General features: G+C 69.8%; 11 protein-coding genes. 10 read left to right on the top strand and 1 reads right to left on the bottom strand.

Features of this window, described 5'->3' with window-relative positions; all coding sequences use genetic code 11:
* Positions 1-513 carry a GNAT family N-acetyltransferase gene (locus KBY47_RS19110; protein ID WP_247694934.1) on the top strand — a complete coding sequence of 171 codons (513 nt, stop codon included), beginning with the start codon at positions 1-3 and terminating at the stop codon, positions 511-513.
* Here KBY47_RS19110 and KBY47_RS19105 read toward each other — a convergent pair.
* Positions 492-1,085, bottom strand: coding sequence for an adenylosuccinate lyase (locus tag KBY47_RS19105; RefSeq protein ID WP_210922378.1), 594 nt, complete (start codon positions 1,083-1,085; stop codon positions 492-494). The genes KBY47_RS19110 and KBY47_RS19105 overlap by 22 nt on opposite strands.
* Before the next feature lie 406 nt (positions 1,086-1,491).
* Between KBY47_RS19105 and KBY47_RS19100 the strand changes: the two genes are divergently transcribed.
* The 9 genes from KBY47_RS19100 (at position 1,492) to pssA (ending at position 12,392) form a co-directional block, all read left to right on the top strand.
* The gene (locus KBY47_RS19100; protein WP_210922377.1) at positions 1,492-3,303 is read left to right on the top strand and encodes a 3-hydroxyacyl-CoA dehydrogenase family protein; all 1,812 of its coding nucleotides are present in this window, start codon (positions 1,492-1,494) and stop codon (positions 3,301-3,303) included.
* 160 nt (positions 3,304-3,463) lie between these two features.
* A complete protein-coding gene (locus tag KBY47_RS19095; protein WP_210922376.1) occupies positions 3,464-4,279 on the top strand; it encodes a TetR family transcriptional regulator in 816 nt (271 codons plus the stop codon).
* Positions 4,280-4,666: 387 nt separating this feature from the next.
* On the top strand, positions 4,667-6,004 hold the full coding sequence (gene ccrA / locus KBY47_RS19090; protein WP_210922481.1) for a crotonyl-CoA carboxylase/reductase: 1,338 nt from the start codon (positions 4,667-4,669) through the stop codon (positions 6,002-6,004).
* Positions 6,005-6,014: 10 nt separating this feature from the next.
* Positions 6,015-8,042 carry a protein meaA gene (locus KBY47_RS19085; protein WP_210922375.1) on the top strand — a complete coding sequence of 676 codons (2,028 nt, stop codon included), beginning with the start codon at positions 6,015-6,017 and terminating at the stop codon, positions 8,040-8,042.
* Positions 8,039-9,001, top strand: coding sequence for a CoA ester lyase (locus tag KBY47_RS19080; protein ID WP_210922374.1), 963 nt, complete (start codon positions 8,039-8,041; stop codon positions 8,999-9,001). Before KBY47_RS19085 ends, KBY47_RS19080 begins: the two co-directional genes overlap by 4 nt.
* Before the next feature lie 4 nt (positions 9,002-9,005).
* A complete protein-coding gene (locus KBY47_RS19075) occupies positions 9,006-9,518 on the top strand; it encodes a MaoC family dehydratase (protein WP_210922373.1) in 513 nt (170 codons plus the stop codon).
* A 2-nt stretch (positions 9,519-9,520) separates the two neighbouring features.
* On the top strand, positions 9,521-10,726 hold the full coding sequence (locus tag KBY47_RS19070) for an acyl-CoA dehydrogenase family protein (protein ID WP_210922372.1): 1,206 nt from the start codon (positions 9,521-9,523) through the stop codon (positions 10,724-10,726).
* 171 nt (positions 10,727-10,897) lie between these two features.
* Positions 10,898-11,554 carry a phosphatidylserine decarboxylase gene (locus tag KBY47_RS19065; protein WP_210922371.1) on the top strand — a complete coding sequence of 219 codons (657 nt, stop codon included), beginning with the start codon at positions 10,898-10,900 and terminating at the stop codon, positions 11,552-11,554.
* A complete protein-coding gene (pssA, locus tag KBY47_RS19060) occupies positions 11,541-12,392 on the top strand; it encodes a CDP-diacylglycerol--serine O-phosphatidyltransferase (RefSeq protein WP_210922370.1) in 852 nt (283 codons plus the stop codon). The genes KBY47_RS19065 and pssA overlap by 14 nt, the downstream gene beginning before the upstream one ends.
* Positions 12,393-12,411: the final 19 nt, after the last annotated feature.

The raw sequence follows: 12,411 nt of genomic DNA, 5'->3' as shown, positions 1-12,411 counted from the left end.
ATGACGCACATACGCGAGATGTCCCTGGACGACTGCGACCGGGTGGCGGCGATCCGGATCGGCGGCTGGCGGGCCGCGTACCGGGGCATGATGCCGGGGCCCTATCTGGACGCCCTTAGCGTGACCGAGGACGCCCGGCGCCACCGCGCCCGGCTGACCGGGGGCGACGGCAGTGCGCTGAACCTGGTCGCCGAACGCTCCGGCGAGATCGTCGGCTGGGGCTGCCACGGCCCGTACCGCGACGACGCCGGTACGCCGGGCGCCGAGCTGTACGCCCTCTACGTCGCGCCGGACCACTACGGCGAGGGCATCGGCCGCGCCCTGCTCAGGGAGTCGCTGCGGCGCTGCGCGGCGGCCGGGCACGAGCGGATGTTCCTGTGGGTGCTCAAGGGGAACACCGGCGCCCGCCGCTTCTACGAAGGCTCGGGCTTCCGGGCGGACGGCACCGAGGAGCCCTTCGAGGCGGGCGGCGTCGAGGTGCCCGAGGTGCGCTACGTACGGCCGCTCCCCTGACGGCCCCCGGGCAGCCGGGCCAGCGCGCGCACCGCGGCCTCCGCGAGCGCCGGGTGGGCGAGCGCGCCCTCCAGAACGGGCCTGGCCCGCGCGTCACCGAGCGCGCCGAGTCCTTCCACACAGGCGACGGCGACCCGGCGGTAGGGATCGTGCGGGCGCAGCCGCCGCTGGAGGCAGGTGATCAGCGCGGGCACGGACTCGGGCGCCCGCAGCTCGGCCAGCAGCCGTACCGGGTACAGGGCGTAGGCGACGCGCAGTTCGTTGGTCGCGAGCGCCGCCGCCGCACGCGCGGTCCGCGGGTCACCGAGCCGGGCCAGGGCGTGCGCGGCGGAGGCGCACCGTTGCGGATCGCGGTGGTTCAGGAGCAGCACGAGGGACTCGAAGGCCCGCCGGTCGCCCGCGAGGCCGAGCCGGAACGCGGCCAACTCCCGGGCCCACAGGGGCTGTCCGGCGGCGGTGAGCACCTCGGCGAGCCGGTCGTGGTCCCCGGTGTCCCGCAGTTCCGCGAACTCCGGCGGGGCGCCGCTCTCCTGCCGTAAGCGCTCCGTGAGCGATCGCAACTCTTCGTCCATGACGCCGAGACTACAAACGATCTCGGCGCCCGGTAGGCCGCATCACGGACAGGTACGAGGGGACGCAGATCACAGAAACCCGGGGCTGGCGCGCTCGTTACCCGCAAGTTAAGCTCAGACGAGCGGGTCACCCACCCGCACCCCCTCACAGCGGCCTGGTGACGCAGCCGTTGTGGGAGCAGTCGGTCCGGTACCCCGTGTACCGCAGGACGACCAGGCCACGGGACAGGGCCGGTCGGACATCGCCGTCTCCCCGGGCGTGTGCGCGTCCGTGGTGGCGGTTCACACCGGGCGTGTGCGCTTCGCAGCCCGGCCACACCCGCATCCCGCAGCACTCGTGCGCATGCCGTGCGCCCCGTGGCGCACGGCGCGTTCCCAGTCGTCACCCTCATTCCTGGAGTCCGCGATGGTCTCTCCCCTGTCCGACGCGCAGTCCCCGCTGTCCCCCCTCATGAAGATCGCCGTGGTCGGCCTCGGCACCATGGGCACCGGCATCGCCGAGGTGCTCGCCCGCGCCGGTCGCGAGGTCGTCGGCATCGACATCAGCGAGGCCCAGGCCGTGCGCTGTGTCGCCGCCCTGGAGGCCTCCACCGCCCGCGCCGTGGCCCGCGGCCGGCTGACCGAGCCGGAACGCGCCGAGGCCCTCGCCCGTTTCCGCACCGCCACCGAGCTGACCGCCGCGGCCGACGCCGACCTCGTCATCGAGGTGGCGCCGGAGTCGTACGAGACCAAGCAGCAGATCTTCCGTGAACTGGACGGGATCGTGCGGCCGGAGACCATCCTGGCGACCGGCACCAACGCGCTGTCGGTGACCCGGCTGGCGGCCGAGTCGGCCCGTCCCGAGCGCGTCCTCGGGCTGCACTTCTTCAACCCGGCCCCGGCGATGCGGCTGGTCGAGGTGGTGTCCTCGGTGCTGACCGCGCCGGGCGCCGTCAGCGCGGTCACCGACCTCGCGGTCCAGCTCGGCAAGGAGCCGGTGGCGGTCGGCGACCGGCCCGGGTTCGTCGCCGACGGGCTGCTGTTCGGCTACCTGAACCAGGCGGCCGCGATGTACGAGTCCAACTACGCCTCCCGCGAGGACATCGACGCCGCGATGCGGCTGGGCTGCGGACTGCCGATGGGCCCCCTCGCCCTGCTCGACCTGATCGGCGTCGACACCGCGCGCACCGTCCTGGAGGCCATGTACGCCGAGTCCCGGGACCGGCTGCACGCCCCCGCGCCGATCCTGAAGCAGCTCAGCGAGGCGGGCCTGACGGGCCGTAAGTCGGGGCGCGGCTTCTACACCTACGAGGCGCCCGGCAGCGCGACCGTGGTGCGCGACGCCCTGACCCCGCTGGAGGGCGCCGGGCCGGCCACGGGCCGTCCGGTGGGCTCGGTCGGCGTGGCCGGTTCCGGGACCATGGCGTCGGGGATCGCCGAGGTGTTCGCCAAGGCCGGGTACGACGTGGTGCTGGCCGCCCGCAGCGAGGAGAAGGCGCAGGCGGCGAAGGCCCGTATCGGCAAGTCGCTGACGCGCTCCGTCGACCGGGGCCGGATGACGGCGGAGGCCGCCGCCCGGTCCCTGGAGCGGATCACCCCGGCGGGCTCCTACGACGCCTTCGCCGACGTCGACCTCGCCGTGGAGGCGGTCGCCGAGGACCTGGACGTCAAGCGGCAGCTGTTCGCGGCGCTGGACAAGGTGTGCAAGCCGGGGGCGGTGCTGGCCACCACCACCTCCTCGCTGCCGGTGATCGCCTGCGCCCGCGCCACCTCACGCCCGCAGGACGTGATCGGCATGCACTTCTTCAACCCGGCCCCGGCGATGAAGCTGGTCGAGGTCGTGCGGACGGTGCTGACCGGTGACGACGTGCACGCCACGGTCCGCGAGGTGTGCGGCCGGATCCGCAAGCACGCCGTGGACTGCGGCGACCGGGCCGGGTTCATCGTGAACGCGCTGCTGTTCCCCTACTTGAACAACGCCATCAAGATGGTCCAGGACCACTACGCCTCCCTCGACGACATCGACGCCGCGATGAAGCTGGGCGGCGGCTACCCGATGGGCCCCTTCGAACTGCTGGACGTCGTCGGCCTGGATGTCTCGCTGGCCATCGAGAAGGTGCTGCACCGGGAGTTCCGGGACCCGGGCCTCGCCCCGGCGCCGCTGCTGGAGCACCTGGTGGCCGCGGGCTGCCTCGGCCGCAAGACGGGCCGTGGTTTCCGCGAATATGCCCGGCGCTGACCGGCCGGGCGACTGGTTCCGTGCGGGAGCGGAGTGGGGCGGTCTGCTCGATCCGGGCAGCCGTGCCGCCCCCGCCGGGCCCGGCACCGACCCGTCCCCGGAGGGCGGGCAGCCCCCCGGGCCTGCGCATCGAGCCGCGCGCATGCAGTACGTTCGGGTCATGTCCCAGCCCGCCAAGTCCACCCGTACCCCCGCCACACCCGAGCCGCCGGAGAGTGCCGCAGGCAGTCGCGCCGCCGCCCAGCGGCTGAAAATGCGCCGGGAACTGGCGGCCGCTGCGATGGAGCTGTTCGCCACCAAGGGGTACGAGGCGACCACCGTCGACGAGATCGCGGCCCAGGCCGGGGTCGCGCGCCGCACCTTCTTCCGCCACTTCCGCTCCAAGGAGGAGGCGATCTTCCCGGACCACGACGACACCCTGGTCCGGGCCGAGGCGGTGCTGAACGCGGCGCCCGCCCACGAGCACCCGCTCGACACGGTGTGCCGCGGCATCAAGGAAGTCATGAAGATGTACGCGGCCCGGCCGGAGATCTCGGTCGCCCGCTACAAGCTCACGCGCGAGGTGCCCACCCTGCGCGAGGCCGAGATCGCCTCGGTGGCCCGCTACGAGCGGCTCTTCACCCGCTATCTGCTCGGCCACTTCGACGAGCACGCCCACGACGACGACGCCAACGACGACCCGCTGCTGGCGGAGGTCGCCGCGTCCGCCGTGGTCACCGCCCACAACCACGTGCTGCGGCGCTGGCTGCGGGCGGGCGGCCAGGGCGATGTGGAGGCGCAGCTCGACCACGCCTTCGCGATCGTCCGCAAGACCTTCGGCGCGGGCATCGGTGTCGGCCGCACCACCGCGCCCCGGGCCGCCTCGCCCGCGGCGACGGCTGCCGCCAGCGGCGAGGTGCTGGTGACGGTGGCCCGCACCGACGCCCCGCTGGACGAGGTCATGCGGACCATCGAGGAGGCGCTGAAGGCCCGCTGAGCGCCTGACCGCCCCTGTGATGACGGCCACCCCCTCGGGGTGGCCGTTTTGGTGTCTGTCGAGCCGTTTTCGACCGACCTTCGAGGCCGATTCGATCGATCATCGCTCATTTGTTACGTAAAGATTTCATCTGAGAGCAGTTTCTGGCACTCAGTGCCTTGCCAGGTGACACGGTGTGCCATACGTTGAAGGTGTCCGGGCTGTCCCCGCGGGTCACCACCGCGACCCGGACGCCTGCGTCACAGGCAACCTCCCGCGCCACAAAGCGCTGCCGAACAGCACCACCAGCCGGACCGACGGCATCCCCTTTCAAACCCTCAGCAGCACCGACGTAACCCTCAGCGCCCTTCCCTCGGGGCGCTCATCGCCGGAGGCAACACCGTGACCATGAAGGACATCCTGGCCGCGATCCAGTCGCCCGACTCCACCTCGGCCGACTTCGCCGCACTGCCGCTCCCCGAGTCGTACCGCGCGATCACCGTGCACAAGGACGAGACCGAGATGTTCGCGGGCCTCGCCACCCGCGACAAGGACCCCCGCAAGTCGCTCCACCTCGACGAGGTGCCGCTGCCCGAACTGGGCCCGGGCGAGGCCCTGGTGGCCGTCATGGCCTCCTCGGTCAACTACAACTCGGTGTGGACCTCGATCTTCGAGCCGCTGTCCACCTTCGGGTTCCTGGAGCGCTACGGCCGTCTCAGCGAACTCACCAAGCGCCACGACCTGCCGTACCACATCATCGGCTCCGACCTCGCGGGCGTCGTCCTGCGCACCGGCCCCGGCGTCAACGCCTGGCGGCCCGGCGACGAGGTCGTCGCGCACTGCCTCTCCGTCGAGCTGGAGTCCTCCGACGGGCACAACGACACCATGCTCGACCCCGAGCAGCGCATCTGGGGCTTCGAGACCAACTTCGGCGGCCTCGCCGAGATCGCGCTGGTCAAGTCCAACCAGCTGATGCCCAAGCCGGACCACCTCTCCTGGGAGGAGGCCGCCGCGCCGGGCCTGGTCAACTCCACCGCCTACCGCCAGCTGGTCTCCCGCAACGGCGCCGGCATGAAGCAGGGCGACAACGTGCTGATCTGGGGTGCCAGCGGCGGACTCGGCAGCTACGCCACGCAGTTCGCGCTGGCCGGCGGCGCCAACCCGATCTGCGTCGTGTCCTCGCCGCAGAAGGCGGACATCTGCCGCTCGATGGGCGCCGAGGCGATCATCGACCGCACCGCCGAGGGATACAAGTTCTGGAAGGACGAGAACACCCAGGACCCCAAGGAGTGGAAGCGCTTCGGCAAGCGCATCCGCGAACTCACCGGCGGCGAGGACATCGACATCGTCTTCGAGCACCCCGGCCGCGAGACCTTCGGCGCGAGCGTCTACGTCACCCGCAAGGGCGGCACCATCACCACCTGCGCCTCCACCTCGGGCTATCTGCACCAGTACGACAACCGGTACCTGTGGATGTCCCTGAAGCGCATCATCGGCTCCCACTTCGCCAACTACCGCGAGGCCTGGGAGGCCAACCGCCTGATCGCCAAGGGCAAGATCCACCCGACCCTGTCCAAGGTCTACCCGCTGGAGGAGACCGGCCAGGCCGCGCACGACGTGCACCGCAACGCCCACCAGGGCAAGGTCGGCGTGCTGTGCCTCGCCCCCGAGGAGGGCCTGGGCGTCCGCGACCAGGAGAAGCGCGCCACCCACCTGGACGCCATCAACCGCTTCCGGAACATCTGAGGGCCGGTAGATGACAGAGCGTCAGAAGGATCGTCCGTGGCTGATGCGGACGTACGCCGGCCACTCGACGGCGGAGGCGTCCAACGAGCTGTACCGGCGCAACCTCGCCAAGGGGCAGACGGGACTGTCGGTCGCCTTCGACCTGCCGACCCAGACCGGCTACGACTCCGACCACGTCCTCGCCCGCGGCGAGGTGGGCCGGGTCGGGGTGCCGGTCGCGCACCTCGGTGACATGCGCCGCCTCTTCCAGGACATCCCCCTGGAACAGATGAACACCTCGATGACCATCAACGCCACCGCCATGTGGCTGCTGGCGCTCTACCAGGTCGTCGCGGAGGAGCAGGGCGCGGACATCACCAAGCTCCAGGGCACCACCCAGAACGACATCGTCAAGGAGTACCTGTCCCGGGGGACGCACGTCTTCCCGCCGGGGCCCTCCCTCCGGCTGACGACCGACATGATCGCGTACACGGTGTCCCACCTCCCCAAGTGGAACCCGATCAACATCTGCAGCTACCACCTCCAGGAGGCGGGGGCGACGCCGGTCCAGGAGATCGCGTACGCGATGTCCACGGCGATCGCCGTCCTGGACGCCGTACGCGACTCCGGGCAGGTGCCGCAGGAGCGCATGGGCGACGTGGTGGGCCGTATCTCCTTCTTCGTGAACGCGGGCGTCCGCTTCATCGAGGAGATGTGCAAGATGCGCGCCTTCGGCCGCATCTGGGACCGCGTCACCCAGGAGCGGTACGGCATCGAGAACCCCAGGCACCGCCGCTTCCGCTACGGCGTCCAGGTCAACTCCCTCGGACTGACCGAGGCGCAGCCGGAGAACAACGTCCAGCGGATCGTGCTGGAGATGCTGGCGGTGACCCTCTCCAAGGACGCACGCGCGCGTGCCGTGCAGCTGCCCGCGTGGAACGAGGCGCTCGGCCTGCCCCGCCCCTGGGACCAGCAGTGGAGCCTGCGCATCCAGCAGGTGCTGGCGCACGAGAGCGACCTGCTGGAGTACGACGACATCTTCGAGGGCTCGAAGGTGATCGAGGCCAAGGTGGAGGAGCTGGTCGCGCAGGCGTCCGCCGAGATCGACCGCATCCAGGAGATGGGCGGCGCGATGGCGGCCGTCGAGTCCGGCTACCTCAAGTCTCAGCTGGTCGCCTCGCACGCGGAGCGCCGGGCCCGGATCGAGTCCGGCCAGGAGAAGATCGTCGGCGTCAACGTCTTCGAGACCACCGAGCCGAACCCGCTCACCGCCGACCTGGACACCGCGATCCAGACGGTCGACCCGGCGGTGGAAGCCCGCGTGGTGGCCGCGCTCCAGCAGTGGCGGGACACCCGCTACCAGCCGCCCTTCAACCACCCCCGGCCCTGCAAGGCGCTGGAGCGGCTGAAGGAAGCCGCCAAGGGCACCGACAACCTCATGGAGGCCACCCTGGAGTGCGCCCGCGCCGGGGTGACCACCGGCGAGTGGGCGGGTGCCCTGCGTGAGGTCTTCGGCGAGTTCCGGGCGCCCACCGGCGTCTCCTCCGCACCGGTCGCGGTGACCGCGGAGGAGGGTACGGGAATGGCTCTCGTACGCCGCAAGGTGGACCTGACGGCGAAGGACCTAGGGGTGGGCAAGCTGCGCTTCCTGGTCGGCAAGCCCGGCCTGGACGGCCACTCCAACGGCGCCGAGCAGATCGCCGTGCGCGCCCGGGACGCGGGCTTCGAGGTGGTCTACCAGGGCATCCGGCTCACACCGGAGCAGATCGTCGACGCCGCCCTCGCCGAGGACGTGCACGCGGTCGGTCTGTCCATCCTGTCCGGTTCGCACGCCCAGCTGGTGCCGGACGTACTCGAACGGCTGCGTGTGGCAGGCGCCACAGATATCCCGGTGATCGCCGGTGGCATCATCCCGAACGGTGACGCCGAAGCGCTGCGGGCCGCCGGAGTGGCCGCGGTCTTCACCCCGAAGGACTTCGACATCACCGGGATCATCGGCCGCATCGTCGACGAGATCCGCACAGCCAACAAGCTCGACCCCCTGGAGGTCCCCGCATGACCACGGTCAACCGCCTTCGCCCCCGGCGCTCCTGCCTGGCGGTTCCGGGCTCGAACCCGCGCTTCCTGGAGAAGGCCCAGGGCCTGGCCGCCGACCAGGTCTTCCTGGACCTGGAGGACGCCTGCGCTCCGCTCGCGAAGCCGGAGGCCCGGCACACCATCGTCAAGTTCCTCAACGAGGGTGACTGGACGGGCAAGACCCGCGTCGTGCGCGTCAACGACTGGACGACCGAGTGGACGTACCGCGACGTCGTGACCGTCGTCGAGGGCGCGGGCCCGAACCTGGACTGCATCATGCTGCCGAAGGTCCAGGACGCCCAGCAGATCGTCGCCCTCGACCTGCTGCTCACCCAGATCGAGAAGACGATGGGCTTCGAGGTCGGCCGGATCGGCATCGAGGCGCAGATCGAGAACGCGCAGGGCCTCAACAACGTCAACGAGATCGCGCAGGCCAGCCCGCGCATCGAGACGATCATCTTCGGCCCGGCCGACTTCATGGCGTCCATCAACATGAAGTCGCTGGTCGTGGGCGAGCAGCCGCCCGGCTACCCGGCGGACGCCTACCACTACATCCTGATGAAGATCCTGATGGCCGCCCGCGCCAACAACCTCCAGGCGATCGACGGCCCCTACCTCCAGATCCGCAACGTCGACGGCTACCGCGAGGTCGCCCAGCGCGCCGCCGCGCTCGGCTTCGACGGCAAGTGGGTGCTGCACCCGGGCCAGGTCGAGGCGTCCAACGAGATCTTCTCGCCGTCCCAGGAGGACTACGACCACGCCGAGCTGATCCTGGACGCGTACGACTACTACACGTCCGAGCAGGGCGGCAAGAAGGGTTCCGCGATGCTCGGCGACGAGATGATCGACGAGGCCAGCCGCAAGATGGCGCTGGTCATCGCGGGCAAGGGACGCGCGGCCGGGATGCGGCGCACCAGCACGTTCGAGATTCCGGAGGCGTAAGGCCATGCAGTTCGGGCGTACCTACGAGGAGTTCGAGGTCGGGGCGGTCTACAAGCACTGGCCCGGCAAGACGGTCACCGAGTACGACGACCACCTCTTCTGCCTCCTCACCATGAACCACCACCCGCTCCACATGGACACCAACTATGCGGAGAACACGACGGACTTCGGCAAGAACGTCGTCGTGGGGAACTACATCTACTCGCTGCTGCTGGGCATGTCCGTGCCGGACGTGTCGGGCAAGGCGATCGCCAACCTGGAGATCGAGTCCCTGCGCCACGTGGCGCCGACCTTCCACGGCGACACGATCTACGGCGAGACGACGGTCCTCGACAAGACGCCGTCGAAGTCGAGGAACGACCGCGGCATCGTCCACGTCGAGACCAAGGGCTACAAGCAGGACGGCACCCTGGTCTGCGTCTTCCGCCGCAAGGTGATGGTGCCGACCGAGACGTACATCAAGGAGCGCGGCGGCGAGCAGCCGGGCCGCCCCGAGCTGAAGGAACAGGGGAAGTAGCGATGGCCCGCCTCGCCCAGACCGCCGGTCTGACCGACGTCCAGCAGGAGATCCTCTCCACCGTCCGCGACTTCGTGGACAAGGAGATCATCCCGGTCGCGACCGAGCTGGAGCACCGCGACGAGTACCCGCAGCAGATCGTCGACGGCCTCAAGGAGTTGGGCCTGTTCGGCCTGATGATCCCGGAGGAGTACGGCGGTCTGGGCGAGTCGCTCCTGACGTACGCGCTGTGCGTGGAGGAGATCGCCCGGGGCTGGATGTCCGTCTCGGGCATCATCAACACCCACTTCATCGTGGCGTACATGCTCAAGCAGCACGGCACCCAGGAGCAGAAGGACCACTTCCTGCCGCGGATGGCGGCGGGCGACATCCGCGGCGCCTTCTCGATGTCGGAGCCGGGCCTCGGCTCGGACGTGTCGGCGATCACGTCGAAGGCTGTGAAGGACGGCGACGAGTACGTCCTGAACGGCCAGAAGATGTGGCTGACGAACGGCGGTACGTCGTCCCTCGTGGCCGTCCTGGTCAGAAGTGACGAAGGACACCCTGAGGGCACGGCGCCCCACAAGTCGATGACGACCTTCCTCGTGGAGAAGGAGCCCGGCTTCGGAGAGGTCCGCCCGGGCCTCACCATTCCGGGCAAGATCGACAAGATGGGTTACAAGGGGGTGGACACCACCGAACTCATCATGGATGGCCTGCGGATTCCCGCCGACCGGGTGCTCGGCGGCGTCACCGGCCGAGGTTTTTACCAAATGATGGACGGCGTCGAGGTGGGCCGCGTGAACGTGGCGGCGCGTGGCTGCGGCGTCGCTCAGCGTGCCTTCGAGCTGGGTGTCCAGTACGCCCAGCAGCGTCACACTTTCGGCAAGGCGATCGCCCAGCACCAGGCCATCCAGTTCAAGCTCGCGGAGATGGCCACCAAGGTGGAGGCAGCGCATGCGATGATGGTGAACGCGGCACGCAAAAAGGACTCCGGACAGCGAAACGACCTCGAAGCGGGGATGGCGAAGTACCTCGCCTCCGAGTACTGCAAGGAGGTCGTGGAGGATGCCTTCCGGATCCACGGCGGCTACGGCTTCTCCAAGGAGTACGAGATCGAGCGCCTCTACCGGGAGGCACCGATGCTGCTGATCGGTGAGGGTACCGCCGAGATCCAGAAAATGATCATCGGACGGCGACTGCTCGAAGAGTATCGATTCCAGGGCTGAATGTCCGGATACGGGGTGTTATCTCCGAGAAGAAGATCACACCCCGTAGGCACTCCTCGGCCGTCGACTCGGCTTCCTGGCTTACCCAGTTGTGGCGCTTAGCCGCTACGATCGCCGGAAAGCCGCCGTCCCCCGTCAGAAGCGCGGCGTAATCCGCTACGAAGGTCATCCATGCCCCACAGCCAAACCTCTGCATCTCGCGACAGCCTGGCCGGCGTACGCCTCGCGCGCGGAGCATCGCCGTGGCTTCTCCCGACCGTCGCCACCGCAGCCCTCAGCCTGGTACGCGCCCGCCGCTCGGGCGCCGCCAAGGCCGTCGCCGTCCCCGCCACCGCGCTCGCGGCGGGGATGCTGTGGTTCTTCCGCGACCCCGAGCGCGAGATCGCCCAGGGCAGGGTCATCTCGCCCGCCGACGGCGTGGTGCAGAGCATCATGCCGTGGAAGGACGGCCGCACCCGCGTCGCGATCTTCATGAGCCCGCTGAACGTGCACGTCAACCGCGCGCCGCTGTCCGGCACCATCACGTCCGTCGAGCACGTCCCCGGCGGATTCGTTCCTGCTTTCAACAAGGAGAGCGAGAACAACGAACGCGTCGTCTGGCACTTCGACACCGAACTCGGTGACATCGAGATGATCCAGATCGCCGGCGCGGTGGCCCGCCGCATCGTCCCCTACCTCCCCGAGGGCACCAAGGTCGAGCAGGGCGAGCGGATCGGCCTGATCCGCTTCGGCTCGCGCGTCGACCTCTACCTGCCCGAGGGCGTCGAGGTCGCGGTCGAGGTCGGCCAGAAGACCGTGGCTGGGGTGACTCGCATTGACCGTGACTGACCCGGAGACACCGACGGGCTGGGTTCCGGAGGTCGCCGAGGACGAAGAGGAGGAGATGCCCCTCTCTCTGCGCCTCTCGATAGCGGACACCCTCACCCTGGGCAACGCCACCTGCGGCTTCATGGCGGTGTACTTCACCACCACCGGCATCCTGATCCCGCACCTCACGGGCAGCCAGGAGACCGGCATGGCCCGCCACAGCGCGGCCACGGCGGTCATCCTCATGCTCTGCGCGGCGGTCTTCGACCTGTTCGACGGCCTCGTGGCGCGCAAGCTGCGCTCCTCCCCCATGGGCGCCGAGCTGGACAACCTCTCGGACCTGATCAGCTTCGGCCTGGCCCCGGCGTACTTCGTCCTGGTCTACGGCATGGTCGCGGACGACGCCCACCAGCGGGTGGCGGCGGTGGGCGCGATCGTCGTGCTGCTGGCCGTGGTGCTCCGCCTGGCGAGATTCTCCTGCGTGACCCCGACGAACGGCATGTTCCAGGGCATGCCGAGCCCCTTCGGCGCGCTGACGGTCGTTGCCATCGTCCTCCTCGAGCTGCCCTTCGTCGCCACCCTGCTGGCGATCATCGGCACCGCCTGGCTGATGGTGAGCCGCGTCGAGTACCCCAAGCCGCGGGGCCGCCTCGCGGTGGCCATGCTCGCCTGGATCGTCCTGTCGATGGGCCTGCTCTCCGCCTGGGCCTTCGGCGCCCCCAGCGGCCAGCTGCTCCTCCAGACCGGCTGCGCGCTCCAGCTGGTCACCGGCGCGGTCATCCCCCTGTTCGCCACGGCCCGCCGAGTGAACAACTTCCGCGACAACCGCCGAGAGGCGCGAGCGGCGCAGATTCCGTAGCCACAACGGCAGCGGCCCC

The sequence above is a fragment of the Streptomyces sp. B93 genome, from assembly GCF_018070565.1.
Taxonomy (GTDB): domain Bacteria; phylum Actinomycetota; class Actinomycetes; order Streptomycetales; family Streptomycetaceae; genus Streptomyces.
This window is presented reverse-complemented; position numbering and strand designations above follow the sequence as displayed.

What these genes read in the sequence shown, in the direction of transcription:
- KBY47_RS19110 (WP_247694934.1), top strand. Translation starts at nt 1, where the DNA reads ATGACGCACATACGCGAGATGTCCCTGGACGACTGCGACCGGGTGGCG.
- KBY47_RS19105 (WP_210922378.1), bottom strand. Translation starts at nt 1,085, where the DNA reads ATGGACGAAGAGTTGCGATCGCTCACGGAGCGCTTACGGCAGGAGAGC.
- KBY47_RS19100 (WP_210922377.1), top strand. Translation starts at nt 1,492, where the DNA reads ATGGTCTCTCCCCTGTCCGACGCGCAGTCCCCGCTGTCCCCCCTCATG.
- KBY47_RS19095 (WP_210922376.1), top strand. Translation starts at nt 3,464, where the DNA reads ATGTCCCAGCCCGCCAAGTCCACCCGTACCCCCGCCACACCCGAGCCG.
- ccrA (WP_210922481.1), top strand. Translation starts at nt 4,667, where the DNA reads ATGAAGGACATCCTGGCCGCGATCCAGTCGCCCGACTCCACCTCGGCC.
- KBY47_RS19085 (WP_210922375.1), top strand. Translation starts at nt 6,015, where the DNA reads ATGACAGAGCGTCAGAAGGATCGTCCGTGGCTGATGCGGACGTACGCC.
- KBY47_RS19080 (WP_210922374.1), top strand. Translation starts at nt 8,039, where the DNA reads ATGACCACGGTCAACCGCCTTCGCCCCCGGCGCTCCTGCCTGGCGGTT.
- KBY47_RS19075 (WP_210922373.1), top strand. Translation starts at nt 9,006, where the DNA reads ATGCAGTTCGGGCGTACCTACGAGGAGTTCGAGGTCGGGGCGGTCTAC.
- KBY47_RS19070 (WP_210922372.1), top strand. Translation starts at nt 9,521, where the DNA reads ATGGCCCGCCTCGCCCAGACCGCCGGTCTGACCGACGTCCAGCAGGAG.
- KBY47_RS19065 (WP_210922371.1), top strand. Translation starts at nt 10,898, where the DNA reads ATGCCCCACAGCCAAACCTCTGCATCTCGCGACAGCCTGGCCGGCGTA.